At 65.6% G+C, this 24,255-nt stretch carries 26 protein-coding genes; 15 read left to right on the forward strand and 11 right to left on the reverse strand.

Annotated features, from left to right (window positions below):
• The first annotated feature begins 55 nt into the window (after positions 1–55).
• Both KUV82_RS11085 and KUV82_RS11090 read left to right on the forward strand, forming a co-directional pair.
• Positions 56–1,612 (forward strand): S1 family peptidase, encoded by a 1,557-nt coding sequence (locus tag KUV82_RS11085; RefSeq protein WP_219954330.1) that lies wholly within the window; start codon positions 56–58, stop codon positions 1,610–1,612.
• Positions 1,612–2,166, forward strand: a complete 555-nt coding sequence (locus KUV82_RS11090; protein ID WP_219954331.1) for a hypothetical protein — start codon at positions 1,612–1,614, stop codon at positions 2,164–2,166. Before KUV82_RS11085 ends, KUV82_RS11090 begins: the two co-directional genes overlap by 1 nt.
• A gap of 13 nt (positions 2,167–2,179) precedes the next feature.
• Here KUV82_RS11090 and KUV82_RS11095 read toward each other — a convergent pair whose 3' ends face one another.
• Positions 2,180–3,010, reverse strand: coding sequence for a TauD/TfdA dioxygenase family protein (locus tag KUV82_RS11095; RefSeq protein ID WP_219954332.1), 831 nt, complete (start codon positions 3,008–3,010; stop codon positions 2,180–2,182).
• Positions 3,011–3,217: 207 nt separating this feature from the next.
• Between KUV82_RS11095 and KUV82_RS11100 the strand changes: the two genes are divergently transcribed.
• The 6 genes from KUV82_RS11100 to KUV82_RS11125 are packed head-to-tail and all read left to right on the forward strand — an operon-like array spanning position 3,218 to position 8,315.
• Entirely contained in the window at positions 3,218–3,772 is a 555-nt protein-coding gene (locus KUV82_RS11100; RefSeq protein ID WP_219954333.1) for a F0F1 ATP synthase subunit delta, read from the forward strand.
• 12 nt (positions 3,773–3,784) lie between these two features.
• Positions 3,785–5,314, forward strand: a complete 1,530-nt coding sequence (gene atpA, locus KUV82_RS11105; protein ID WP_219954334.1) for a F0F1 ATP synthase subunit alpha — start codon at positions 3,785–3,787, stop codon at positions 5,312–5,314.
• A 30-nt stretch (positions 5,315–5,344) separates the two neighbouring features.
• Positions 5,345–6,217 carry a F0F1 ATP synthase subunit gamma gene (locus KUV82_RS11110; RefSeq protein WP_219954335.1) on the forward strand — a complete coding sequence of 291 codons (873 nt, stop codon included), beginning with the start codon at positions 5,345–5,347 and terminating at the stop codon, positions 6,215–6,217.
• A gap of 10 nt (positions 6,218–6,227) precedes the next feature.
• Positions 6,228–6,563, forward strand: coding sequence for a hypothetical protein (locus tag KUV82_RS11115; RefSeq protein ID WP_219954336.1), 336 nt, complete (start codon positions 6,228–6,230; stop codon positions 6,561–6,563).
• A gap of 32 nt (positions 6,564–6,595) precedes the next feature.
• Positions 6,596–8,053, forward strand: a complete 1,458-nt coding sequence (atpD, locus tag KUV82_RS11120) for a F0F1 ATP synthase subunit beta (protein WP_219954337.1) — start codon at positions 6,596–6,598, stop codon at positions 8,051–8,053.
• Between the two features lie 4 nt (positions 8,054–8,057).
• Complete coding sequence (locus KUV82_RS11125) at positions 8,058–8,315, forward strand: ATP synthase F1 subunit epsilon (RefSeq protein WP_219954338.1); 258 nt, start codon at positions 8,058–8,060, stop codon at positions 8,313–8,315.
• Between the two features lie 60 nt (positions 8,316–8,375).
• Here the strand turns inward: KUV82_RS11125 and KUV82_RS11130 are convergent, their stop codons facing one another.
• Together KUV82_RS11130 and KUV82_RS11135 are read right to left on the reverse strand one after the other, a co-directional pair.
• Positions 8,376–9,482 (reverse strand): acyltransferase family protein, encoded by a 1,107-nt coding sequence (locus KUV82_RS11130; RefSeq protein WP_219954339.1) that lies wholly within the window; start codon positions 9,480–9,482, stop codon positions 8,376–8,378.
• 36 nt (positions 9,483–9,518) lie between these two features.
• Positions 9,519–10,160: an SGNH/GDSL hydrolase family protein gene (locus KUV82_RS11135; RefSeq protein WP_219954340.1), complete on the reverse strand. Its 642-nt coding sequence runs from the start codon at positions 10,158–10,160 to the stop codon at positions 9,519–9,521.
• A 131-nt stretch (positions 10,161–10,291) separates the two neighbouring features.
• On the opposite strand from KUV82_RS11135, the gene KUV82_RS11140 reads away from it, so the two are divergent.
• Both KUV82_RS11140 and KUV82_RS11145 read left to right on the forward strand, forming a co-directional pair.
• On the forward strand, positions 10,292–11,776 hold the full coding sequence (locus tag KUV82_RS11140; protein ID WP_219954341.1) for an ArnT family glycosyltransferase: 1,485 nt from the start codon (positions 10,292–10,294) through the stop codon (positions 11,774–11,776).
• Positions 11,777–11,851: 75 nt separating this feature from the next.
• On the forward strand, positions 11,852–13,981 hold the full coding sequence (locus tag KUV82_RS11145; RefSeq protein ID WP_309148074.1) for a prolyl oligopeptidase family serine peptidase: 2,130 nt from the start codon (positions 11,852–11,854) through the stop codon (positions 13,979–13,981).
• Positions 13,982–14,020: 39 nt separating this feature from the next.
• On the opposite strand, the gene KUV82_RS11150 is transcribed toward KUV82_RS11145, so the two are convergent.
• On the reverse strand, positions 14,021–15,157 hold the full coding sequence (locus KUV82_RS11150; protein WP_219954342.1) for a hypothetical protein: 1,137 nt from the start codon (positions 15,155–15,157) through the stop codon (positions 14,021–14,023).
• A 139-nt stretch (positions 15,158–15,296) separates the two neighbouring features.
• Here KUV82_RS11150 and KUV82_RS11155 point away from each other — a divergent pair, with 139 nt between their 5' ends.
• On the forward strand, positions 15,297–15,536 hold the full coding sequence (locus KUV82_RS11155; protein ID WP_219954343.1) for a hypothetical protein: 240 nt from the start codon (positions 15,297–15,299) through the stop codon (positions 15,534–15,536).
• Here the strand turns inward: KUV82_RS11155 and KUV82_RS11160 are convergent, their stop codons facing one another.
• Positions 15,537–15,812 (reverse strand): HNH endonuclease, encoded by a 276-nt coding sequence (locus KUV82_RS11160; protein WP_219954344.1) that lies wholly within the window; start codon positions 15,810–15,812, stop codon positions 15,537–15,539. It lies immediately after the preceding gene.
• 61 nt (positions 15,813–15,873) lie between these two features.
• Here KUV82_RS11160 and KUV82_RS11165 point away from each other — a divergent pair, with 61 nt between their 5' ends.
• Complete coding sequence (locus KUV82_RS11165; protein ID WP_219954345.1) at positions 15,874–16,593, forward strand: glutathione S-transferase family protein; 720 nt, start codon at positions 15,874–15,876, stop codon at positions 16,591–16,593.
• Here the strand turns inward: KUV82_RS11165 and KUV82_RS11170 are convergent.
• Both KUV82_RS11170 and glmU read right to left on the reverse strand, forming a co-directional pair.
• On the reverse strand, positions 16,580–17,182 hold the full coding sequence (locus KUV82_RS11170; protein ID WP_219954346.1) for a hypothetical protein: 603 nt from the start codon (positions 17,180–17,182) through the stop codon (positions 16,580–16,582). The two genes, KUV82_RS11165 and KUV82_RS11170, sit on opposite strands and share 14 nt — an antisense overlap.
• On the reverse strand, positions 17,179–18,537 hold the full coding sequence (gene glmU, locus KUV82_RS11175; protein ID WP_219954347.1) for a bifunctional UDP-N-acetylglucosamine diphosphorylase/glucosamine-1-phosphate N-acetyltransferase GlmU: 1,359 nt from the start codon (positions 18,535–18,537) through the stop codon (positions 17,179–17,181). Before glmU ends, KUV82_RS11170 begins: the two co-directional genes overlap by 4 nt.
• 61 nt (positions 18,538–18,598) lie before the next feature.
• Here glmU and KUV82_RS11180 point away from each other — a divergent pair, with 61 nt between their 5' ends.
• From KUV82_RS11180 to KUV82_RS11190, 3 genes are all read left to right on the forward strand, one after another.
• Positions 18,599–19,270: an HAD-IA family hydrolase gene (locus tag KUV82_RS11180; protein WP_219954348.1), complete on the forward strand. Its 672-nt coding sequence runs from the start codon at positions 18,599–18,601 to the stop codon at positions 19,268–19,270.
• A 124-nt stretch (positions 19,271–19,394) separates the two neighbouring features.
• Positions 19,395–20,324 carry an SDR family NAD(P)-dependent oxidoreductase gene (locus KUV82_RS11185; protein ID WP_219954349.1) on the forward strand — a complete coding sequence of 310 codons (930 nt, stop codon included), beginning with the start codon at positions 19,395–19,397 and terminating at the stop codon, positions 20,322–20,324.
• A 72-nt stretch (positions 20,325–20,396) separates the two neighbouring features.
• Complete coding sequence (locus tag KUV82_RS11190) at positions 20,397–21,224, forward strand: DUF4328 domain-containing protein (protein ID WP_219954350.1); 828 nt, start codon at positions 20,397–20,399, stop codon at positions 21,222–21,224.
• A 2-nt stretch (positions 21,225–21,226) separates the two neighbouring features.
• Here the strand turns inward: KUV82_RS11190 and KUV82_RS11195 are convergent, their stop codons facing one another.
• Genes KUV82_RS11195 through KUV82_RS11210 form a run of 4 tightly spaced genes read right to left on the reverse strand, consistent with a single transcriptional unit; the run spans position 21,227 to position 24,232 of the window.
• Positions 21,227–21,592: a DUF2794 domain-containing protein gene (locus tag KUV82_RS11195; protein ID WP_219954351.1), complete on the reverse strand. Its 366-nt coding sequence runs from the start codon at positions 21,590–21,592 to the stop codon at positions 21,227–21,229.
• Complete coding sequence (epsC, locus tag KUV82_RS11200) at positions 21,592–22,302, reverse strand: serine O-acetyltransferase EpsC (RefSeq protein WP_219954352.1); 711 nt, start codon at positions 22,300–22,302, stop codon at positions 21,592–21,594. The genes KUV82_RS11195 and epsC overlap by 1 nt, the downstream gene beginning before the upstream one ends.
• A gap of 27 nt (positions 22,303–22,329) precedes the next feature.
• Positions 22,330–22,944 (reverse strand): ATPase, encoded by a 615-nt coding sequence (locus KUV82_RS11205; RefSeq protein WP_258319734.1) that lies wholly within the window; start codon positions 22,942–22,944, stop codon positions 22,330–22,332.
• Positions 22,945–22,957: 13 nt separating this feature from the next.
• On the reverse strand, positions 22,958–24,232 hold the full coding sequence (locus KUV82_RS11210; protein WP_258319735.1) for a heavy-metal-associated domain-containing protein: 1,275 nt from the start codon (positions 24,230–24,232) through the stop codon (positions 22,958–22,960).
• Positions 24,233–24,255 lie beyond the last annotated feature (23 nt).

Here is a 24,255-nt window from a genome sequence, read left to right on the forward strand (position 1 = left end):
CGCGCATCCCGAAGCTTGCGGTCAAAGCCGATGAAGGCCAAAAGCTGGCGTCAGGATGGGACGCCTTTTCACGCTTCTGGCCGCGCTGCTTGCGCTTGCGGTGCCAAACCTGGCCCACGCCGACGCTGCCGATATCGACGCCGCTGCGCGCGGCGTAGTGCGCGTGGTCATCATCAATGTCGACGATGGGGAGCTTTATCCCGTCAGTCACGGCACCGGCTTCGCCGTCACGCCCGACCGCGTGGTCACCAACGCCCATGTCGTGCGCGACGCGCTGCGCGACAAGGCGATGCGGATCGGCATCGTGCCGAGCGGCGGCGGCGAGGCGGTCTATGGCGAGCTGGTCGCGATTTCGGGCCGCAACGACCTCGCCCTCATTCGCATCACCGGCGAGCTGCGCCTGCCCCCGCTGGCCATGGCCGGCGGCCTGCCGCCCGACAGCGGCGAGGTGACGAGCGTCGGCTATCCGATGAATGTGGACCGGGCGCAGGGTCTCGACCTCTCCGATATCTTCCGCAGCCAGCCGCCGGTGAAGAGCCGCGGCTTCATTTCGGGCGCGCGGCCCAGTCGCCAGTTCGATACCATCCTCCACACCGCCCCCATCGCGCGCGGCAATTCGGGCGGCCCGCTGGTCGACCCGTGCGGCCGCGTGGTCGGGGTGAACAGCTTCGGCGCCGACAACGCGGGCGGCGATGCGGAGTTCTTCTTCGCCGTGTCCAACCGCGAGCTGCTGCCGTTCCTGCGCGCCAACGAGGTCGAGCCGCGCGTCAACGGGTCGCCCTGCCGCTCGATGGCCGATCTCGACGAGGCTGAGCGCGAGAGGCTCCAGCGCGAACAAGCCGCTGCCCGCGCGGACCTGGCCGAACGCACCCAGGCCCAGCGCGCCAAGCGCGAACGCGCGCAGCTCGAGGCCGAACAGGGCGTCATTACCGAGCGCGAGGATCGCCTGTTCCTCGCCTTCATCCTGTTGCTCGTCGCCTTTGGCCTCGGCCAATGGGCGCTGGCGCTGTGGAACCAGGGCGAGGACGAGCGCGACGAGACCCGCATGCGCATCGTCGGCGGTGCGGCGCTGGTCTGCGTGCTGGCGGCGCTTGCGGCCTATCTCACCCGCCCCGGCCTCGACGAAATCGACCGCCGTGTCGCTGCGGCGATGCAGGACGGTGAAGGCCCCGACAGCGGCGGCGACCCCGGCGAGCCGGGCGACCTTGCCCTGCTCTGCACGCTGGTGCCCGAACGCAGCCGCGTGACCGGTGCCCAGACAGAGGATGTCGCTTTCGACTGGACCGCCGAGGGCTGCGTCAACGAGCGCACGCAATACGGCTTTGCCGGCGGCACCTGGAGCCGGGTGTTCGTGCCGCAATCCGAAGACGCGGTGTCGGTGAACAGCTTCGATCCCGACCGCCGCATCTTCCGCACCGAACGCTACCTGCTCTCGCGCAACGAAATGAGCGCGGCCCGCGAAGCGCGCGGCAAATACGAAGCGCCCACCTGCACCGCCGAAGGCGCCGCCGCGCAGCTTGGCGAACTGCAGAGCGAGGTGCTCGGCCAGTTGCCCCGCCAGGCGAACGAGCGGCTCGTCTATGAGTGCACCGTCAGGACGGAAGCGGAGTAATGGAGCAGGCGCTCGTCTTTGCCTCGATCGTCCTCGGCGTGGCGGTCGCTTTCGAGCTTGAGAACCTCAACCGCGTGCTGCGCTCCGACAAGGTGAAGTGGCACTGGGCGCAGCCGGCCTTTGCGCTGTTCATCCTCCTCAGCATCATCGCCTATTGGTGGGGCGCGGCTTCGCAGCCGGACGGGCAGATCACCTTTGCCCAGTTCATGCCGGTGATGTTCCAGCTCGTCATGCTGGTGCTGCTCGCCGCGGTTTCGCTGCCTGACAAGGTGGGCGAAGAGGGTGTGGACCTGGCCGAATACTACCAGCGCAACCGGCGCTACCAGTGGCTGCTCGCCAGCCTCTATTTCTGGTCGATCCACATTGGCTATCTCGGCCACGTCTTGACGACCTCCGACACGGCTGCCGACGTGTTCCTGCGCGCGGGGCCCGACACCATGTTCGGCCTGCTGTTCATCGCCATGATGTTCGCCAAGCGCTGGTCGGTGGTGGCGGTGGGCTTCGCCTTCCTTGCGCTATCCCCGATCATCTGGGCCGCCCGCACGCTGGGTTGACCCACTACAACCACTACGCCGCGAGCGGTTCGCCGGTCAGCGTGATGCGGTGCATTTCGCGGGCGTATCCCTGGTAATCGTTCATCGCGAAGTGCCAGGTCGTGCGGTTATCCCAGATCGCCACCGATCCCGGCTCCCAGGCGAGCCGGCAGGTGTTGTCCGCCGCCGTGGCCGCCGCGTAGAGCTTCTGCAGCAGCGGCAGGCTCTCTTCGCGCGTCCTGCCGACGATGTTCACTGTGAACGCGCTGTTGACGTAGAGCAGCTTGCGCCCCGTCTGCGGGTGGCGGATCACGATCGGGTGCGTGGCGCCCGTCTTCAGGCCCTGCCCGCGCAAATCGCTGCCCATGTCGGTCTTGGCGTAGAGCCCGCCCTCTTCGTAAATATGGTCGGCGGTGTGGAACGCCTCCAGCCCCTCGATCTCGTCCTTCAGATCATCGGGCAGCGCGTCATAGGCCTCGCCCATATGCGCCCACATCGTGTCCCCGCCCGAGGGCGGCAGCGTGCGCGCCACCAGGATCGAGCCCATGGCGGGCACCTGGTCGTAGGAATGGTCGGTGTGCCATCCGCCGCCGATATTGGTGGTCTGGTCGGCGCGCTTGCGGACCACGGCGATCTCGGGATGGTCGTCGGTCAGCGGGAAATAGTTGTTGATGTCGATCCCGCCCCAGCGCTTGGCAAAGGCGATATGGGCCTCGGGCGTGAAATCGTCCTGCCCGCGAAACACGGCCACCCCGTGTTCGTAAATCGCCTGCTTGATCGCATCGAGCGTGTCGCCTTCCGCCTCGGCCAGGCTCACACCGGTAATCTCGACCCCGCATTTGGGGGCCAGTGGAACCATCTTCATCGCCTCTCTCCCGCGCGAATGGTTTCTTTGTGCCACGCATTCTACGCCAAAGGGCAAAGGAGTCCAGATTCCGGGACCGGACTCGGCTTGCCATAGCGAGGGGGCTTTGCTAGGCGCGCGCCGACCTTGCCGGGGCGACTCTTATTCGTCCGCAAACGGCATGGCTCGCAAGGACTTTTCTTCCGGACCCGAGAGGACCTCAAGCGCGTGGATATTTCCGCCGGTATTCAGGCTAGCCTGGCAGGGCGTTACGCTTCGGCCCTGTTCGATCTCGCTAGCGAAAACGGAACCGTGACCGCGGTCGAATCGGACCTCGCCAAGGTCGAGGCCGCGCTCGCCGAATCGGACGAGCTCGCCGCTGTCACCACCAACCCGAAAGTTTCGCGCGACGCGGCAAAGAAAGCGCTGTGGGGCGTCTCCGCCCTGCTCGGCGTTTCGGAGCTGACGCAGAACTTCCTCGGCGTGCTGGCGCAGAACCGCCGCCTGTCGCAGCTGCCGCAGGTCATCCGCGCCTTCCGCGCGATTGCCGCAGCCCAGCGCGGCGAAGTCACTGCCGAAGTCACCAGCGCCCACGCGCTGACCGACGCGCAGCTGGCTGATCTCAAGACCAAGCTGACGGCCCGTGAAGGCCGCACGGTCAAGCTTTCCACGAAGGTCGATCCCGACTTGCTCGGCGGCCTCGTCGTCACCATCGGTTCGAAGCGCATCGACGCCTCGATCCGCACCCGTCTCAATTCGCTTTCCCAGGCCATGAAGGCTTAAAGGACACACATCATGGATATCCGCGCCGCAGAAATCTCGAAGGTCATCAAGGACCAGATCGCCAATTTCGGCACCGAAGCCGAAGTCAGCGAAGTGGGCACCGTGCTGAGCGTTGGTGACGGCATCGCCCGCATCCACGGTCTCGACAAGGTCCAGGCCGGCGAAATGATCGAATTCGCCAACGGCGTTCAGGGCATGGCGCTGAACCTTGAAAACGACAACGTCGGTGCCGTGATCTTCGGCTCGGACGCCGAGATCAAGGAAGGCGACAGCGTCAAGCGCACGCAGACCATCGTGGACGTCCCCGTCGGCAAGGGCCTGCTAGGCCGCGTCGTCGACGCGCTGGGCAACCCGATCGACGGCAAGGGCCCGATCGAAACCACCGAACGCCGCCTGGTCGAGCAGAAGGCTCCCGGCATCATCCCGCGCGAATCGGTTAGCGAGCCGGTGCAGTCGGGCCTCAAGGCCATCGACGCCCTCGTTCCCGTCGGCCGCGGCCAGCGCGAACTGATCATCGGCGACCGCCAGACCGGTAAGTCGGCCGTCGCCATCGACACCTTCATCAACCAGAAGGAAGTCAACGCTTCGGACGACGAAGGCAAGAAGCTCTACTGCATCTACGTCGCCGTCGGCCAGAAGCGCTCGACCGTCGCGCAGATCGTGAAGCAGCTCGAAGAAAACGGCGCGATGGAATACTCCATCGTCGTCGCCGCAACCGCATCGGAGCCGGCTCCGCTGCAGTACCTCGCACCCTACACCGGCGCTGCGATGGGCGAATTCTTCCGCGACAACGGCATGCACGCCGTGATCGTATACGACGACCTTTCCAAGCAGGCCGTTGCCTATCGTCAGATGTCGCTCCTGCTGCGTCGTCCTCCGGGCCGCGAAGCGTACCCGGGTGACGTTTTCTACCTTCACAGCCGCCTGCTCGAGCGTGCGGCGAAGATGAACAAGTCGGAAGGCGGCGGTTCGCTGACCGCACTGCCGATCATCGAAACGCAGGCAGGCGACGTGTCGGCCTACATTCCGACCAACGTGATCTCGATCACCGACGGCCAGATCTTCCTCGAAACCGACCTGTTCTATCAGGGCATCCGTCCGGCCATTAACGTCGGCCTGTCGGTCAGCCGTGTGGGCGGTGCCGCCCAGACCAAGGCGATGAAGAAGGTCTCGGGCTCGATGAAGCTCGACCTCGCGCAGTACCGTGAAATGGCTGCCTTCGCGCAGTTCGGCTCGGACCTCGACGCCGCAACGCAGAAGCTGCTCAACCGCGGCGCGCGCCTGACCGAGCTGCTCAAGCAGCCGCAGTTCTCGCCGATGCCCTTCGAAGAGCAGACCGTGTCGATCTTCGCCGGCACCAACGGCTACATCGACGATGTTCCGGTGGACCGCGTGACCGATTACGAAGCCCAGATGCTGAGCTTCATGCGTGCCGAACACGCCGACGTGCTGGAAACCATCCGCACCACCGGCAAGTTCGAAGACGATGTGAAGAACAAGGTCGTCGACGCGCTCAAGACCTTCGCCAAGCAGTTCGCCTGAGCCCACGAGACACGAAGATAGGGAGCCGAAATGGCTAGCCTCAAGGAACTCAAGGGCCGGATCAACTCGGTCAAGTCGACCCAGAAGATCACCAAGGCCAAGCAGATGGTCGCAGCGGCCAAGCTGCGCCGTGCGCAGGCGGCTGCCGAAGCCGCGCGCCCCTATGCCGAGCGGCTGTCGGGCGTCATGGCTTCGCTGGCCGGCAAGGTCAGCGGTGACAGCGCGCCCAAGCTGCTCGCGGGCACCGGTTCGGACAAGCGCCACCTGCTGGTGGTCGTGAACACCGACAAGGGCCTGTGCGGCGGTCTGAACTCGAACATCGTCAAGGCCGCCAAGCAGAAGGCCGCCAGCCTGATTGCCGAGGGCAAGGACGTGAAGTTCTACCTCGTCGGCAAGAAGGGCCGCGCCCCGATTAAGCGCGACTACGCCGAACGCATCGAAAAGCACTTCGACACCTCGGCCGTCCGCAATGTCGGCTTCGAGGAAGCCGAAGCGATTGCCGATGATCTGATCGAGCGTTTCGAAAAGGGCGAATTCGACGTCGCCCACCTCGTCTACCCGGTGTTCAAGTCGGCCCTCGCGCAGGACCCGACGGTCGACCAGCTGATCCCGGTCCCCTCGCCCGAGGGTGCAGGCGACAGCGGCGATGCCGTGGTCGAATACGAGCCGGGCGAAGAGGAAATCCTCGAAGAGCTGCTGCCGCGTTACGTGAAGACGCAGCTGTTCGGTTCGCTGCTCGAGCGTGAGGCTTCCGAACAGGGCGCCTCGATGACCGCGATGGACAACGCCACGCGCAACGCCGGCGACCTCATCAACAAGCTCACGATCCAGTACAACCGCAGCCGCCAGGCCGCGATCACCACCGAACTGATCGAAATCATTGCCGGCGCAGAAGCGCTGTAAGGACGTTTACGTGAAGAATTTCGCCCTCCTCCTGCCCCTCGCCCTTCTCGCCGCCTGCGGCGAGGAACCGGCTGCCGAACCGGCACCGGCCGAAGTTGCAGCGCCCGAGCCGATCGAAACGCTCCCGGCGCCCGACCAGGCGCTGTTCACGGCAAAGTACGCCGAAGCCTGCCCGAGCGAGGAAGCGGTCAACACCGCGGTGTGCAAGCGCGCCGGTCTCGGTTCCGAAGACGTCATCTGCGAATTCGGCCTCGGCGACGACGAATACCTCCGCAACAAGGCAACCCTTACCGCAGGCGAAGGCGAATGGACCTTTGCCGATCCGGAAAATGTTTGCGTCGGCTAAGGCGCGATAAACCCCAAGTCAGGACATAGATCATGGCCACCGCTCCCGTACTCAACCAATCGCCCAACGGCACCATCGCCCAGGTCATCGGCGCCGTCGTCGACGTGCAGTTCGAAGGTGAACTGCCCGCCATCCTGACCGCGCTCGAAACCAAGAACGGCGACAACACGCTGGTTCTCGAAGTCGCGCAGCACCTCGGTGAAAACACCGTGCGCACGATCGCCATGGACGGCACGGACGGTCTCGTCCGCGGCCAGGAAGTGATCAACACCGGCGCGCAGATCTCGGTCCCCGTTGGTCCGAAAACCCTCGGCCGCATCATGAACGTCGTCGGCGAAGCCATCGACGAGCGCGGCCCGATCGGTGCCGAGCAGAGCGCCCCGATCCACGCCGAAGCCCCGCTGTTCGTCGACCAGTCGACCGAAGCGGCCATCCTCGTGACCGGCATCAAGGTCATCGACCTTCTCGCTCCCTACGCAAAGGGCGGCAAGATCGGCCTGTTCGGCGGCGCAGGCGTCGGCAAGACCGTGCTGATCCAGGAACTCATCAACAACATCGCGAAGGGCCACGGCGGCGTGTCCGTATTCGCAGGTGTCGGTGAGCGTACCCGTGAAGGTAACGACCTCTACCACGAATTCCTCGACGCCGGCGTTATCGCCAAGGACGCCGACGGCAACGCCACCAGCGAAGGTTCGAAGGTGGCCCTCGTCTTCGGTCAGATGAACGAGCCTCCGGGCGCGCGTGCCCGCGTCGCTCTCTCGGGTCTGACCATGGCCGAATACTTCCGCGACCAGGAAGGCCAGGACGTCCTGTTCTTCGTCGACAACATCTTCCGCTTCACGCAGGCGGGTTCGGAAGTGTCGGCCCTTCTCGGCCGTATTCCTTCGGCCGTGGGCTACCAGCCGACCCTGTCGACCGACATGGGTAACCTGCAGGAACGCATCACCTCGACCACCAAGGGTTCGATCACCTCGGTCCAGGCCATCTACGTTCCCGCCGACGACCTTACCGACCCGGCCCCGGCAACCTCGTTCGCCCACCTTGACGCAACGACCACGCTGAGCCGCGCGATCTCGGAGCTGGGCATCTACCCGGCCGTCGACCCGCTCGACTCGACCAGCCGCGTTCTCGAACCGCGCGTTGTCGGCCAGGAGCACTACGAGACCGCTCGTAAGGTCCAGGAAACGCTGCAGAAGTACAAGAGCCTGCAGGACATCATCGCCATTCTCGGCATGGACGAACTGTCGGAAGAAGATAAGCTGACCGTGGCCCGCGCCCGCAAGATCCAGCGCTTCCTCTCGCAGCCGTTCCACGTGGCCGAGGTGTTCACCAACATCCCGGGCGTGTTCGTCCAGCTGGAAGACACCATCAAGTCGTTCAAGGCTGTCGTCGACGGCGAATACGACCACCTGCCGGAAGCTGCCTTCTACATGGTCGGCGGCATCGACCAGGCGGTCGAGAAGGCCAAGAAGCTCGCCGAGGAATCGTAAGATCATGGCCCTCCACTTCGAACTCGTCACGCCGGCCAAGCTGGTCCGCTCCGAAGACGTCCACATGGTCGTCGTTCCCGGTGCGGAAGGCGAATTCGGCGTGCTCGAGGGCCACGCGCCCTTCATGTCGACGATCCGCGACGGCGCGGTGCAGGTCTTCAAGACCGAAGGCGGCGCGCCTGAGACCATCGAGGTCCGCGGCGGCTTTGCCGAAGTCGGCGAAAACGGGCTGACGGTCCTTGCGGAGCACGTCGAAGGCTAAGCCCTCGTCTCGCATCACGAACCAATCAAGGGCGGCCCGATGGGTCGCCCTTTTTTGTGCTCAGGTGGCGGAGGCTTGCCTTGGCTGCGGGGAAAGTCGCGCGGTCAGCCAGCGGCGCACGTCCTTGCTGCGGTACTCGGTAAACTGGGCCACTAGCGCGCAGGCGCCGATAATGCCGCCCACCAGCGCGAGGAAGGCAAGCGGATTGCCGCCCGCCTCGATACCCAGCACGGACATGGCCGACAGCATCGGCCAATGCAGGATGTAGAGCGAGAAGCTGAAACCGGCGAACCACTGGACCGGGCGCTCGGCCTTCTTCAGCCCTTCCCCTGCCCACTCGGCGAAGGGGCGCGCGGCGATGAACAGCATCGCGATGCCGATGCCGAAAAGGTAGTCAGTCAGGAAATACTCGCTGAACTTGACCGCGTAATCGAGCTGGTTCTGAAGCGCCTCGGCGACCTTGCGCCCGCTCGATCCCAGCACGTTCGATACGGCGCACAGGATGAAGCCGAACAGGCCGAACTGGACCGCGCGCAGGCCCTTGGGCTCCCAGCGCGTGCCATAGCGCACCAGCGCAGCACCCAGCAGCCAGATGGGGAACATCAGCAGGACGCGAAGCCCCGCGACCCAGCAGAGCGCCGCCAGCCAGAACCAGCGGCTCGGCCCGCGCAGGAAGAAGCCCGCGGCAAACAGGATGTAGAACCAGACTTCGTAGGTCAGCGACCAGTAAGGCGGGTTCCAGACCGGCCCCACGCCATCACCGCTTTCGCTCAGGAACACGGCCGGAAGCAGGACCGAGGAGAGCGAGAGTTCGTCATAGGGCCAGGTCACGATTGCCGGCGCCAGCCCCCGTGCGCTGAGCGCCGCGAAGATCAGCGTGCCGAATCCGATCGCAAAGAAGGCCACGGGCACGATGCGCGAAGCGCGGGCAATGGCGTAGTCCTTGAGCGTGTAGCTGCGGCTGCTGACCGAATGCGCAATGACGAGGCCGGAGAGCACGAAGAACACGATCACCGCGTTGTGCTGCATCGTTGGCCCGAAGGGATAGGGCCCGGTGTAGAGCTCCATCTGCACCATGTGGCCGCCGAGCACGAGCAGCGCCGCAATGGCGCGCACGGCGTCGAGCAGGATCGACATGGACGGCGTGATGAAAACCGGTCGGCTCATGGGCCGTGTGCATGCCCGAACAGGCTGAAAATCGGGTTAATCGGCCCGCTGGAGCCGGTCGGGAAAGGCCAGCCGCTGGGCGTAGTGGCGCGAGACTTCGGGGGTGAAATGCACCCCGTCGTAGGTGAACGGCTCGGGCAGCGCGGGCACGGGCAGGACCTTCGCGTCGTGCGCTTCTGCCAGCTCGATCAGATAGCCGTTCAATTCCTCGATCGCGTCGGCATGGTAGGCGTTGCCCGCAGGCTCCACCCCCGCCTCGCTCGGCCAGATCTGGCCGAGCCAAAGGTCCTCGCGCTTACAGGCAAGCACAAGGCGCCTCAGCGCAGCGCGGCTGGCGCCGAGGTCGAGCTCGGTCGGCTTGGTGTCGTTTACGCCCAGCGCGAGGCTGACCTGTCCCGGTGCGATCGCACACACGATCGTGGCCATGCGTTCGAGCTGGCGCGAAGTCGCCCCGCCATAGCCGACGAACAGCGCCCCGTCCGGCTCGCGCGCGAAGCTAACCCGGCTGTCACCGATCACGATGCGGTCGGAAAAGGGTGCGCGCACGAGATTCTTGACCGTGGCGGGCCAGTCCGCCGGATCGCGGCTGAAGGGCGCGATGGCCCAGGCCGCAAAGGCGGTCAGGATCAGCAGCAGCGCCGAAATGACGGCGGCAAGCAGGCGCAGGCGGGCGGTCATGGCGCTCCCCTTGCACCGGTGGCCGTGCAAAAACGGTTAAGCGGGCCGCTTGGAAAGGCGCTGCGGTAGGGGAAAATTAACCCTGTTTGCCGCAGGGTCGCCCCACGACCTGCAGGGGAAAACGGGGACTTATGGCAACCGCCGCAATCGATCGCGTTGAAATACCCGCGAAAGCGCGCCCTGCGCGGGCGGACTGGATCGCCTGCGCGGTGATCGCGCTTGCCGTTTTCGTGATCCGCTCGCCCTGGATCGGCGATTCCAACGCCGATATCGACGAACAGCTCTATTCGCTGATCGGCAACGCCATGCTGGAAGGGCAACTGCCCTTCGTCGACCTCTGGGACCGCAAGCCCTTTGGCCTCTTCGCCCTGTTTGCCGGGGCCCACGCCATCGGCGGGCCGGGTCCAGAGGCCTACCAGGTGCTGGCAGCCCTGTTCACCGCCGCCGGCGCGATCATGATCTACGTCCTGGCGCGCACATTGGTCGACCGGGCAACGGCGGCAGGCGCTGGCCTGCTCTACGCCATGCTGATGACGACTTACGGCAGCCATTCGGGCAATTCGGAAGGTTTCTTCGTCCCGCTGATGATCGCCATGGCGCTGCTGGTGCGCGATCCGGCGCATCCCAAGGCGGTGGCGCGCGCGCTGCTTTCCATGCTGATTGGCGGGTTGGCGCTGCAGATCAAATACACCGCCGTGCCGCAGTGCCTGTTCTTCGGCCTGTGGGCGCTGTGGGGCCAGTTCCGGCGCGGCGCATCGCCTGCGCGCCTGGTCCAGCTTGCCGCCGCCTTCGGTGCGCTCGGCCTGCTGCCCACCGTCATGGTCGGCGCATCCTATGCGCTGGCAGGGCATTGGGACGCCTTCCTGTTTGCAAACTTCACGTCCTTCTTCGACCGCGAGGCTTCCGACGCCGGACGCCTTTACAGCGACCTTGCGCTGTTCCTGATGCCGCTCGCCGCGCTGGCCGTCGGCGGGCTCTACGCCGCGCTGCGAATGGGCACGCTGCGCGACGCGAAGACCTACCTTTTCATCGCGCTGTGGCTGCTGGCCTCGCTGGCGACGGTCTTCCTGCCCTCGACCGTCTACCGCTATTATTTCGCCGCCGCCGTGCCCGCGACGGTCCTGTTTGCCCTGCCTCTGCTCGACCGCCGTGGCCCGGCCCGCTTTGCCCCGTTGGCCCTCGTGCTCGCGGGCAGTTTCTACATCCTCTACCTCCCCCGCCAGTACGAACAGTCTGCCGAGCAGCGCGCGGCGATGGACCGGCTGACCTCGGCCATTGCGCCCCATGTCGATGGCGAAGACGCGTGCCTGTGGATCTACGACGGGCCGACCTCGCTCTACCGCCTAACCGGCAGCTGCCTGCCGACCCGTTTCATCTATCCCGACCATCTCAACAACGCGCTCGAACGCCACGCGCTGGGCATCGTGCAAGAAGGCGAAGTCGCCCGCCTGCTCGCCACCCGCCCACCGGTCATCGTGACCGCCGACACCGAGTTCACCCCGCAGAACGAGGACGCCGGAGCGCTGGTCAAGGAAGCGCTGGCAGCCGGTTATCGCGAGATCGCGAACGAGACCCTGCACGAACGCGAAATCCGCGCCTGGAAACGCATCGACTAGGCGCGACAAGCGCTTGAATTGACGCGCCCGACCCGTCACTCTGCGATCTTTCCAAGGATCAACGGAGAGACGGCCTTGAAACTCGTATCCGCGCTGGCCATTGCCATGGTCATGACGCTTGCCCCCCAAACGCCCGCCGCCGCGCAGGACGGCATCCCCGGACCCGAAGACGACAGCTACATCTGGTTGGAAGAGGCGCGCAGCGACCGCGCCCTCGCCTGGGTCGAGGCGGAAAACACCCGCACGATGGACCGGCTCGCCGGCGATCCGCGCTTCGAGACGATAAAGGGCGAGGCGCTGGCGATCTACGACAGCGAAGACCGCATCCCCTATGTCTCGATCCGGCCCGACGGGCTCTACAATTTCTGGCAGGACAAGGAGAACCCGCGCGGCCTCGTTCGGCGCACCACGCTGGAAAGCTACCGCACCGACGCGCCCGAATGGGAAACCGTGCTCGATGTCGACGCGCTGGCCGAGGCGGAAGGGCGCGAATGGGTCTACAAGGGCTCGACCTGCCTGCCGCCCGAAGAACGCCTGTGCATGATCGCCCTGTCCGATGGCGGGGAAGACGCGACCGTCCTGCGCGAGTTCGACATGATCAAGGGTGAGTTCGTCGAAGACGGCTTCGTCCTAGACCAGAAGAGCCAGGGCGGCATCGAATGGATCGACGCCGATACGCTGCTCGTCAGCCGCGATTTCGGCGAAGGCACTCTGACCGAAAGCTTCTACCCGCGCACCAGCCGCATCTGGAAACGCGGCACCGCGATCGAGGATGCACAGGAAATCTGGCGCGGCGAGGAAGCCGATGTGTGGTCGTCCGCCACCCTGCTGCGCGATCACACCGGCACCGCGCATGGCTACTACGCCTTCCGGGCCACCAGCTTCCACGAGACCGAATACTTCTGGCAGAAGGACGGCGAATGGGTCCGTCTCGACATGCCGCTGAAGGCCTCGCCCTACGGGCTGATCGACGGGCAGTTGCTGTTCTCGACCGATGTCGACTGGGAAACGGGCGGCCAGACCTTCCCCGCCGACGCGCTTGTCTCGGTCGATCTCGAAGAGTTCAAGGCTGACCCCAACGGCGCGGCCAAGACGCTGGTCTGGGCCCCGCAGGACAAGCAGACCAAGCGCGGCGCATCGAACACCGCCGAGAGCCTCTATGTGAGCCTGCTCGACAATGTGCGCGGGCGGGTGCTGAAGTTCGACCATGTCGACGGCCAATGGGTGTCGAGCGAGATCGACCTGCCCGACAATTCGACCGTCGGCGTACAGGCCGCGTCCGACACCTCGGACGAGATCATGTACTCGGTCACCGATTTCCTGACGCCCTCCACGCTCTACTATTCCGACGGCAGCGGCGCGCCGGAGGTCATCAAGACCTCGCCCGCCTATTTCGATGCGGCCGGCATGGAGGTCGAGCAGTTCGAGGCGACCAGCGCGGACGGGACCAAGATCCCCTACTTCCTCGTCAAGCCCAAGGGCATGGTGATGGACGGTACCAACCCCACGCTGCTGACCGGATACGGCGGCTTCCAGGTCCCGCGCCTGCCCAGCTACCTCGGCTCGATCGGCAAGATCTGGCTTGAACGCGGCGGGGCCTACATTCTCGGCAACATGCGCGGCGGGGGCGAATTCGGCCCCGGCTGGCACCAGAGCGCGATCCGCGAGAACAAGCAGCGCACCTGGGACGACTTCATCGCCATTGCCGAAGACGCTGTTGCGCGCGGGATTACCTCGCCAGAACATCTCGGCATCCAGGGTGGTAGCCAGGGCGGCCTTTTGGTCGGCACGGCCTTCACCCAGCGGCCCGACCTGTTCAACGGCGCGATCGTGCAGATCCCGCTGTTCGACATGCTGCGCTATCACCTGATCGGCCGCGGCGCTTCGTGGACCGGCGAATACGGCGACCCGCGCATTGCCGAGCAGCGCGCGTGGATCGAACCCTATTCGCCCTACCAGAAGCTGCTGGAGGGCAAGGACTACCCCACGCCCTTCTTCTGGGCATCGACCGCCGACGACCGCACCCACCCTGCGCACGCGCGCAAAGGCGCCGCGCGGGTCAAGGAATTGGGGCAGGACTATTTCTACTTCGAGGACATGACCGGCGGCCATTCGGGCGGGGTCGACAACGAGCAGCGCGCCAAGATCCAGGCGCTGCAGATGGTCTACCTGCTCCAGCGCCTCGCGGACGCGCCTGCGGACTAAAACACGACGGGCGCGAGGACTGTGCTGGCCCGCACGGGGTCAGCCCAGCCTTGCGCCCGCCACCTTCAGCCACAACGCCGGGATGAGGAAGTCCATGGTGACCTCGGGACCGAGGTCTCCGCCGGGGCCGACCTTGCCCTTGCCGCTCACCTGCACGCCATCCGCATTCAGCGTGAGATCGAGCGCAAGGCGCTCCAAGGCCTGGAAACGCGGCCCTCCCTGCTCCATCGGCCGGGTCGTCACGCCGTTCACATAGCCGATCGCCGGGCCGAACCATTCCAGGCGGGCGTGGCTGCGACCCTCAAGCGCTTTCTCCAGCGTCGCCATGCCGAAATGCAATTCGAGCTCGCCCTCGGTGCGCGACTTTTCGAAGGCGCCACTGGCCTTTCGCGACAGCCGCGAACGGGGAACGAGATGCATGCGATGGGGCTCGATCAGGCAATCGACCCAGGGCCCGGTTGGATGTGAGCCTCTGCGATCACCGCCCCAGTCGAGCGAGCCGCGCGCCACCACGCCGCGATAGCGCGCGGCAAGGTCGCCGATCGTGCGCTGGCTGGGCTGCCAGTTCGCATCCACTACGGCGCTGTTGTCTGGACGTCTCGCCCATAGGCCAGCGTAAGGCAGCGCGTTTGCGGGCAGCAGGAAACGCGCCGAGAGCTGCGCTTCGAGTTCTATAGCGCCCTTGTGCACGCGGCGGCTCGCTTCGAGCGGCGCTTGGAGACGCAGCTCGAGCCCCTCATCGAGTTGACTGTACGCGATCTCGACCTGCGATCCGGCGAGGTAGAAGCTCTGCCCCGGCTCCGAATAGCGTGTGCCCCCAAGGCCAAGCGACACCACCTGCGCGTTGCGTGCGGACACGCTCAGCACATCCTCCTTCGCGATGCCATGCAGCAGGGCGTGGCCAAGAGAGGGTGCGGCCTCACCGATAGAGAGCGACGCGTGTGGCGGAACCCACCGCCCGCCCACTTCGGAAGTGAAAAGCCCGTCCTCGCGCACAGTCAGCGCGGGCCAGACGTTGGCCGAAAGCGCCGTCCCTGCCCTGTCGAAGGCAATCGAAGCCTCGCGCCCATCCAGAGCGCTCGCCAGATCTTCCCCATCGCTCGTCACCAGCGTGAGGGAAGTTTGCGCGAGCGGATGACCAAGGACGTGGAGGCGCGGAGATGAAGCTTGATCCATCCCTTTGAAATACCACGCTTTGGTTAAGCAATCGCCCACATGCTGAGACCCCTTAACGCTTAGGCAAGCCTGTTTCCCTAGAAGTGGACGGCAAGCAAGGTGTCGCATCCGATTGTATCCGCGCAGGAGATCTCCAGCGATGCCCGACCTGTCCCACCAGCCACGCATTTCCGTGAGGGAAGCCGCGACCCTGCGGCATGCGGCGATGGAGGACACCTCCTGCACCATCGTGGACGTCTCGGGCGACGGGTTTCGGCTTGCCGTGCCGCGCGGCATTCGCTGCGGCACCGGCTATACCTTGAGTTTCGCAAGCGGGGATCACCCGGTCGCCATTCGCTGGGCCTCGCTCGGCGAAGCGGGCGGCCAGTTCCTCGACTGACTAGCGCGCCCTTCGGGTAGGAGCGTGAAAATCGGGCGGCTTGGCGGCCACCCATCGTAGGAAGTTCGCCATCCCCTCGTGGCGGACCAGTGCCGCGTGGTCATCGCCCATGCGCGCCAGCTGAGCGTTCGTGAAATTGGCATGGATGGCCCGGTGGCAGATCGGGTGGACCGGTACGGTAGCGCGACCTTTCTTGGCCTTGGGCACGGTGTGATGCCGCTGCACCTTGTTTCCCAAGGGCCGGGTGCACAGCCAGCAGGTTTCGGATTCCGCCATTGGCCCACCTTTGCCGATTGCACCGGCTTCGGATAGTCTTCGCGCAAGGGAGGGCAATACCATGAGCGCAATCAAGGCCTATCACTTGCCGGGACGCTGGGGGCTGGTGACCGTCAGCCCGTTCTGTCTCAAGCTCGACGCGTTCTTTCGCATGACCGGGATCGAGCACCAGTCGATCACCGCGGCGACGCCCTTCGCCGGCCCGAAGAAGAAGGCGCCTTGGATCGAATACCAAGGCCGCACGCTGGGCGATTCCGCGCTAATCATCGACTTTCTCAAGGGCGAATTCGGGGTCGATCCCGATGCACGGCTGTCGGCCGCGCAAAAGGGCGCCGCCGTCGCGATCCAGCGAATGATCGAGGAGAACCTCTACTGGGCCATGGTCTACGACCGCTGGCGGCGCGACGAGAACTGGCCGATCCTCAAGGGTTCGGTGCTGGGCGACATCCCTGCCCCGGTGCGCGCCATCCTTGCGCCCTACGCGCGCCGCGCGGTAACCAAGCAGCTTGAAGGGCACGGGATGGGCCTGCATTCGCCCGAGGAGATCGAGGCGATCTCCGCCAAGGACATCGGAGCGCTGGCTGGCTTGCTCGGCGATCAGGACTGGTTCTTCGGCGAGCAGCCCACCATGACCGATGCGACAGTCTATTCGTTGCTGGCCAACATTGCCTACGTGCCCTTCTCGAGCCCGATGAAACCAATGATTGCAGGGCACGCCAACCTTGCCGCCTGGCTCGACCGGTTCCGCGCGCGCTTCTATCCGGAGTTCACTCCGCAGTAGCCGGATCGGCGCGGCCGGTTTCAAAGGTGAAGAGATCATCGGCGGTAGGAAAGCGCTCCTCGGCCGCGAAATACTGGATCGCGAGCGTGTCGGGATCATCGCATGTCTGGAGCGCGACGACCTCTTCGCCCTCCAGCACGATCACCCCGTCGCTGAAGACGGGATTGTTGGGCTCGCCGGCCGCGAAATTGGTGCGGATCATGCGGCTGAAGACGACATAGCGCACCGGCCCGTTGGCAAAGGCAATCTGCGCCTCGCCGCCGCCCGAATAGGGCACGCTGGCCCACTCTCCGCCGCGCAGGGTCAGTTCCGCTGTGTCGCCGCCGAAGCGGTATTCGGCCTTCCCGTCAGGCGTGCCGCACACCGCGATGCTTTTTCCGCTCGCAGTCTTGCAGGAGAAGATCGCCTCTTCCGCCTGCGAACAGGTCACCGGAGATGGCGCTGGGGCCTGGGTAACGCGTGTGTCAGGCGCGTCTTCGCCTGCCGCTGCGATTTCCTCTGCCGGTTCGGTACTCGTCGCCTCTTCGGGCGCAGGCCCCTCGCCTGCACATCCTGCAAGCAGCAGGGCCAAGGCGGCGAGCGCCCTCACTTCTTCTCGGCGGCCTTTTTCTTCTTCATCGCGTCGTGGAAGCGATCGGCCCAGCCGGGCTTCACCACCTGCTCTGCGCGCACGAGGCGCAGGTCCCCGTCGCCGACATCGCGGCTGACCGCGCTGCCGGCCGCCACGATCGCGTCTGCGCCGATGGAAACGGGGGCGATCAGCGCGCTGTTCGATCCGATGAAAGCGCGCTCGCCGATCACGGTCTTGTACTTGAAATAGCCGTCGTAATTGCAGGTGATGGTGCCCGCGCCGATGTTCGCGCCTGCGCCCACTTCCGCATCGCCGAGATAGGTCAGGTGGTTGGCCTTGGCCCCTTCGCCCAGCACGGCCTTCTTCATTTCGACGAAATTGCCGACCTTGGCGCCTTGCTCCATGACCGCGCCGGGGCGCAGGCGGGCGTAGGGTCCGACCGAGCAGTTTGCGCCCACGCTCGCGCCTTCGAGGTGGCTGAATGCGTGGATGGTCGCGCCATCGGCCACGGTCACGCCGGGACCGAAGACGACATTGGGTTCGATCGTGACATCGCGGCCAAGCTTGGTGTCCCAGCTGAAGAACACGGTCTCGGGCGCCTTGAGCGAGGCGCCTTCGGCCATCGCTTCCTCGCGCTTCAGCTCCTGCCACTGCGCTTCGGCAGCGGCGAGTTCAGCGCGGCTGTTGATGCCCGCAACCTCGCCCGGATCGGTCTCGACCACCTTCACCGTATCGCCGCGCGCAATCGCGCCGGTGGCGACATCGGGCAGGTAGTATTCGCCTTGCGCGTTGTCGTTGCCGACCGCGTCGAGCAGCGGCCACATATCGTCCGAATGGGCAACGATCAGACCCGAATTGCACAGATCGCAGGCGCGCTCGTCCTCGCTCGCATCCTTGAACTCGACCATCTTCGCAACCGTGCCATCCGCATCGGCAATGATCCGTCCGTAGGCGAGCGGATCGTCGGGGCGGAAGCCGAGCACCGCAACCTTCGCGCCATTGTCGAGCGCGGCAATCAGGCGCTGGACGGTCTCGCCGCGTACCATCGGGCAATCGCCGAAGCACACGAGGATATGGCCGGAAAAGCCCTCCAGCGCCGCGCGCGCCTGCAGGGCGGCGTGCGCCGTGCCGAGCTGCGGTTCCTGCAGCGCGGTGCTGACGTCTCGGCCTTCAAGCGCCGCGTCGAGCTGTTCGCGCTTGTCGCCGACCACCACCACGGTGCGTTTCAGCTCCAGTTCGGCAAAGCTGTCGAGCAGGTGGAGCAGCATCGGCCGCCCGGCAATCGGGTGCAGGACCTTGTGCAGGTCGCTCTTCATGCGGGTGCCCTTGCCCGCGGCAAGGATGACGGCGGCGAAATCGTGCTGGCTACTCATGGGGATACGCCTTGCCACCAATCGCTTGCAGTTTGAAGAACCATCCGCCACCGAAAGGGCCATGAGCGACCTGCCCTTTGCCACCATCGGCTTCGATCTCGACGGAACCCTGCTGGAAACCCACCGTGACCTGGGCGCGGCGGTGAACCACGCGCTGGACCTCGGCGGCTTCAAGCCCGTACCCGCCGACCACGCCAGCGACCTGATCGGCGGCGGCGCGAAGATCATGCTGAAGCAGGCGGTCGACGAACAGGGCGGCCTGCCGGAAGACGAATTCCGCAATCTCTACAAGAAGATGCTGGCCTATTACGCCGAGAACAACGCGGTCCACACGCAGCCCTATCCCCATGCGCGCGAGGTGCTGGGCGAGCTGACAGAGCGCGGCGTGACCATGGCGGTGGTGACCAACAAGTTCGAAAGCTTCGCCCGCCAGATCCTCGAAACGCTGGAGCTGGCCGACCACTTCGTGGCGATCATCGGCGGCGATACCATGGGCAAGGGCCGCGCCAAGCCGGCGCCAGACCCGATCTTCGAAGCGGTCAAGCGCGGCGGCGGCGGCAGCCTCGCTTTCGTCGGCGACAGCTCCTATGACGTCAAGGCGGCGCGGGCCGCCGGAGTCCCGGTGATCGGCGCGCGTTACGGATATTGCGACAAGCCGCGCGGCGAACTGGGTGCCGACGCAGAAATCGATTCGCTGGCCGAGCTGATCCCGGCGCTTTCGCGCCTCGGCTGACCATTTCGCCGTTACGGCATAGCGGCACGCCATACCCGGTGTTGCAAGTGCGAAAAGAACGTGGCAGTCCGCTGCACCAATTGACCTTTACGTAAACGACAAACAACACAGCAGGAGCAGCCCCATGAGCATCGACTTCAAGGACAAGGTAGCCATCGTCACCGGCGCAGGCGGCGGTCTGGGCCGCGAATACGCACTCGAACTCGCCCGCCGCGGCGCGAAGGTCGTCGTCAACGACCTCGGCGGTTCGCGTGACGGCACCGGCCATTCGGACATGGCCCTCCAGGTCGTCGAGGAAATCGAGAAGATGGGCGGTGAAGCCATCTCGAACGGCGGCTCGGTCACCGAATACGACCAGATGGAAAAGATGGTCGCCGACGCCAAGCAGAAGTGGGGCGGCGTGCACGTCCTCATCAACAACGCCGGCGTCCTGCGCGACAAGACCTTTGCCAAGATGAGCCCGGAAGACTTCGAGTTCGTCCTCAAGGTCCACCTGACCGGCTCGGCCTTCGTCACCAAGGCGTGCTGGGAAACCTTCCGTGAGCAGGCCTATGGCCGCATCCTCATGACCGCCTCGTCGACCGGCCTGTTCGGCAACTTCGGCCAGGCCAACTACGGCGCCGCCAAGCTCGGCCTCGCCGGCCTTACCAAGACGCTTCAGCTCGAAGGCGCGAAGTACAACATCAAGGTCAACACGCTCTCGCCGGTTGCCGGCACGCGCATGACCGAAGACCTCTTCCCCGAAGAAGCCTTCAAGCTGTTCGATCCGGTGAACGTGGTTCCGGCCGCGCTCTTCCTCGTCAGCGAAGACGCGCCCACCAACGCCATCGTCGGCGCGGGTGCCGGTGGCTACCACTCGGCCTGGACCGTCATGAACGATGCCGTCTGGCTGCCCGATGGCGAGCGCACGGTCGAAGGCTTTGCCGCCAACTGGGACAAGATCAGCGAGTTCTCGAACCTCAAGGCCCCGCAGTCGGGCAGCGAACAGTCGGGCGCGATCCTGACCGCCATGCAGAAGGTTACCGGAACCGGCCCGAGCAGCGCTCGCGGATAAGCCGCCCCCTACTGCTTGCGAAAGACCCCGCCCCGTTACAGAAACGGCGCGGGGTTTTTCTTTGGGGGTCGCATGAACACTGTCTCGTGTCTGCGCACGCTGCGCGTCTGTTCGCTCACCGTCACGATATCGTCGCTTGTCCTGCTGGCCGCAGGGCTGGTCATGCTGGTCCTCGGCGGGTTCGAGGTGCGGCAGGTCTACGACAACATTGCCGAGCTAGAAGAACTCAACCGACCGACCACGGTGTACGGCTACGAATCGCGCTATCGCGAGACGCAGTCCGAATACGAACGGTCCAGTGTCGCGCTGATCGAGCGGGCCTATGTCTCGGGCGGACCCGAAGCGCCCGGATGGGATAGCCCGGTTGCGATCTCCGCCATTGTCATGGGGGTGTCTAGCCTCGCCTTCATCATCGCCATGCTGGTCTGGGTCTGGCGCGCGCACAGCAATTTGCAGGCAGCCGGGATCCGCCAGAAGTACACGCCCGGAAAGGCGCTGGCCGCCTATCTCATTCCGCTCGCCAACCTGATCATGCCGTTCGAAGCGATGCGCGAGCTGCACAACCGCAGCCATGGCGAGCCGGAGGATTTCGCTCATTCGACGGTCGAGGACGTCACCGCCTGGTGGACCGCGCTGGCAGTGGGGCTGGTCATCTTCAGCATGATGGTCCTGAAGTTCGCGCTCGACCTCAGTTCCAATCTCGTCATCATGACGCCTCTGTGGATGGAGTACGCGATCACCTGCTTCGCCGTGGTGCTGCTGCTGGGCTCCGCCTTCCTGTTTTCCAATCTGGCGCGCAAAATCACCGCCGCGCAGGCCGAATACCTGCCGACGATCGATCCGGAAGACTTTGCGCGAGAAGAGATTGCCCGCCCGTCGGTGCGGATCGTCGGCGGCTGAGGCTAGTCCTCGACCGCCTTCAGGAGCCTGCGTTCCATCGGGGCGAGCACGCTGGCGAGCTCATGCCCACGCTTCAGGATCTGCCCGTGTTCGCCGAACAGGGTCCACATGCCCTGCTTGTTGCGCAGGCTCGGGCGCTTTTCCACCCGCGCCTGGGGGCGCTCGGCCGTGCGGCGGAAGGCGGCGAAGGTCGCGGCCTGCTTGTCGAAATCCATCGCGTAGTCGCGCCACTGGCCCGCCGCGACCATCCGGCCGTAGAGATCGAGGATACGCTGGAGCTCGGCGCGGTCGAAGCCGACCTGTCCATTCGCCCTGCCGGGAAAAGCGACGACCTGACCGGGGACGCCCGGTGCACCGTGTGCGCTCATCAGTGGCCTGTCCCGCTCTTCTTGGCATCGATCGGGGTGGCGACGCCTTTCGAAGCGGCCTTGAGCTCGGCCATCTCGGCACGCAGCGCGGCGAGTTCGCCTTCAAGCTTTTCGATGCAGTCGATCCGGTTGCCCTCGGCGTCTTCGCAATTGGGCGTGCCGTAGGGGATGAATTCCTTGATCCATTCCTCGGCCGGGACGAGCGTCGAGCGCGCCTTCAGGCCGACCATGGTCGCGCCTGCCGGCACATCGTCCATCACCACCGCGTTCGCGCCCACGCGGCCGCGCTCGCCCACCGTGATCGGGCCGATGATCTGCGCGCCCGAGCCGATGATGACATTATCCTCCAGCGTCGGGTGGCGCTTGCCGCCCACGCCGTTGGTCGGGTTGGTCCCGCCCAGCGTCACGCATTGATAGATGGTCACATTGTCGCCGATCTCGGCGGTTTCGCCGATGACCGAGAAGCCGTGGTCGATGAACAGGTTCTTGCCGATCTTGGCGCCCGGATGGATGTCGATCGCGGTAAGCCAGCGGCTCCAGTGGTTGACCAGGCGGGCCAGGAAATAGAGCTCGGCTTCGAACAGCCAGTGCGCGATGCGGTGATAGAACATTGCCCAGACGCCGGGATAGGTGAGCACCTCCCACCGGCTGCGGGGCGCGGGATCGCGTGCCTTCACGCTGTCGAGATAGGCGACAAGCCGTTCGAACATTGGCACTATTCTCCCACCGGGAAGCAATTAAAGCAAGCGGCCCTGGTCCGGGCCCTGCACCGCTTCCAACGCGTCTCGCCATACAGATAGGGTCGCGGGAACCTGTCGTTCAAGGCTGATACGGTCGATTTCGGCCACGATTTTCTCCGTCGCCGCGTAGCTGCGCTCCATTCGCGGGACGAGATAGGCGGGCGCGCCCTCGCCCAGCGCAAGCCCCCTCTGGGCGGCCAGCGAGAGCATGAGATCGGCCGTCAGCGCGTCGTCGGGAGGGCCGATTTCAAGCTGCAGGGCCGCCCCCATGCGGCTGCGCAGGTCGGGCAGTGTGATGTCCCAGCGCGGCGTGTTTGCGATCAGCAGCAAGGGCGCGCCGTCTTCCTGCGCGCGGTTCCAGCGGTGAAAGACCTGCGTCTCGTCCATCGCCTCCACCCCGTCGATCACTCCGCCGGGGTGCTGGGCGGCGAACCATTGGCCGAACAGCGACTTGCCCGAGCGCGGTGGTCCGTGAAGGATCGCGGTGCGAAAAGGCCACGTGTCCGGCGCCGTGAGCGCTTCGGCAACCGCGCGGTTGCTTTCGCCCAGCACGATGCTGGCCGGCTGGCCGGAGCCTGCGGGAATCAGCGGAAGGGCGATTTGCGACGACACGGGAGGCGCGTCGTCAGCGGCTGATGGCGAGCGCGTTGCTGCCCTGCTGCACGGTAAAGCCGCGCGCCCGCAGCGCCTGGGCCAGTTCGCCGATGGAGCCGGCATAGCTCACCGTCATCACCGATGTCCCGCCGATGGCGGTGCTGCGGATGCCCGTGTTGCGCACGCCCGGCGTGGCGCGCACGGCGGAGACCGCGCCGTCGAAGGCGGCCGCATCAGGCGTTGCCACCTGCACCGTGTAGAGCGCGACCGAGTTTTCGGGCGGCGGCGTCTGGATCGGCGCGGCGGTGATGGCTTCCCCGCTTTCGGGGGTCGGCTGGCTCGCCGTTTCGGCAGCGGCGCGATCGCGCGCCTGGAGCGCACGGCCGAGGTCGAGCAGGCGCTGGAGCACCGGATCGAGTTCGGGCGTGCCGACGTTGAGGGTCGGGTCGGGACGCAGCTTGCCGTCAGCCAGCGCGAGTTCGAAGATCCGGTCGAAACGGACCACCGCGCGGCCGAGCATATCGGGCAGCTCTTCGGGCGAGGCCGCGGTCATGTCGAAGCCGTCGAGATAGACATTGTCCGGGCCGTAGCGCGCGGTGAAGGTCCCCTCGATCGGGCCGCCGGGATAGGTGTAACGCAGGTTCGCGATCGGCACGAGCACATCGGCCGCGCCGAACTGGTCGAGCGCGTTGCGCCACCAGGTGCGGCTGCGACGGCTGGTCTGGCCATAGGTCAGCAGCAACGAATCGCCGCCCGCCCCGGCCGGACGCACATAGTCGATCCGGCTCTGCCCGGCCTGGTATTCGGCCCAGGCGCGCTGCCAGGGGTTACGCTGCTCATAGACCATCTGTGTGCCGGCGCTGACGGTTACCGGCAGCAGCAGCATGGGCGCAGAACGGGTCGCTTCGCCTGCGGAGCCGAGATAGCGCGAGGCGCGCTGGCGATCGAACACCACGCCCAGCGTGGCAATGTAGCGCCGCGGTCCAAGCTGTTCGCGTTCGATGACGATGGCCGAAACCAGTCCTTCGATCTGCGAATCGCTCAAGCTCGGCCCGTCGAGGCGATCCCAGGCTTCGCGCTGGGCGATCTCCCAGGCTTCCTCACGCGCTTCGGCGCCGCTGGCGGCGCGCACATCGACCTCGATACCCATGACCTCGATGTCGCTGCTCGAAGCGATCGGCGCGATCCCGCGTTCGCCGCCGACCTGCGCCCACACGGCCACGCCCAGCGCCGCGAAGAGCGCAAAGGCGACGGCCCACAGAAGCGGGCGGCGAGTGGTTGGCTGGAGAGGAATAGCGTGGCTCATGGGGAAAACAGGGCGCCTTTTGC

The organism is Qipengyuania flava (assembly GCF_019448255.1).
GTDB classification, from domain to species: domain Bacteria; phylum Pseudomonadota; class Alphaproteobacteria; order Sphingomonadales; family Sphingomonadaceae; genus Qipengyuania; species Qipengyuania flava_A.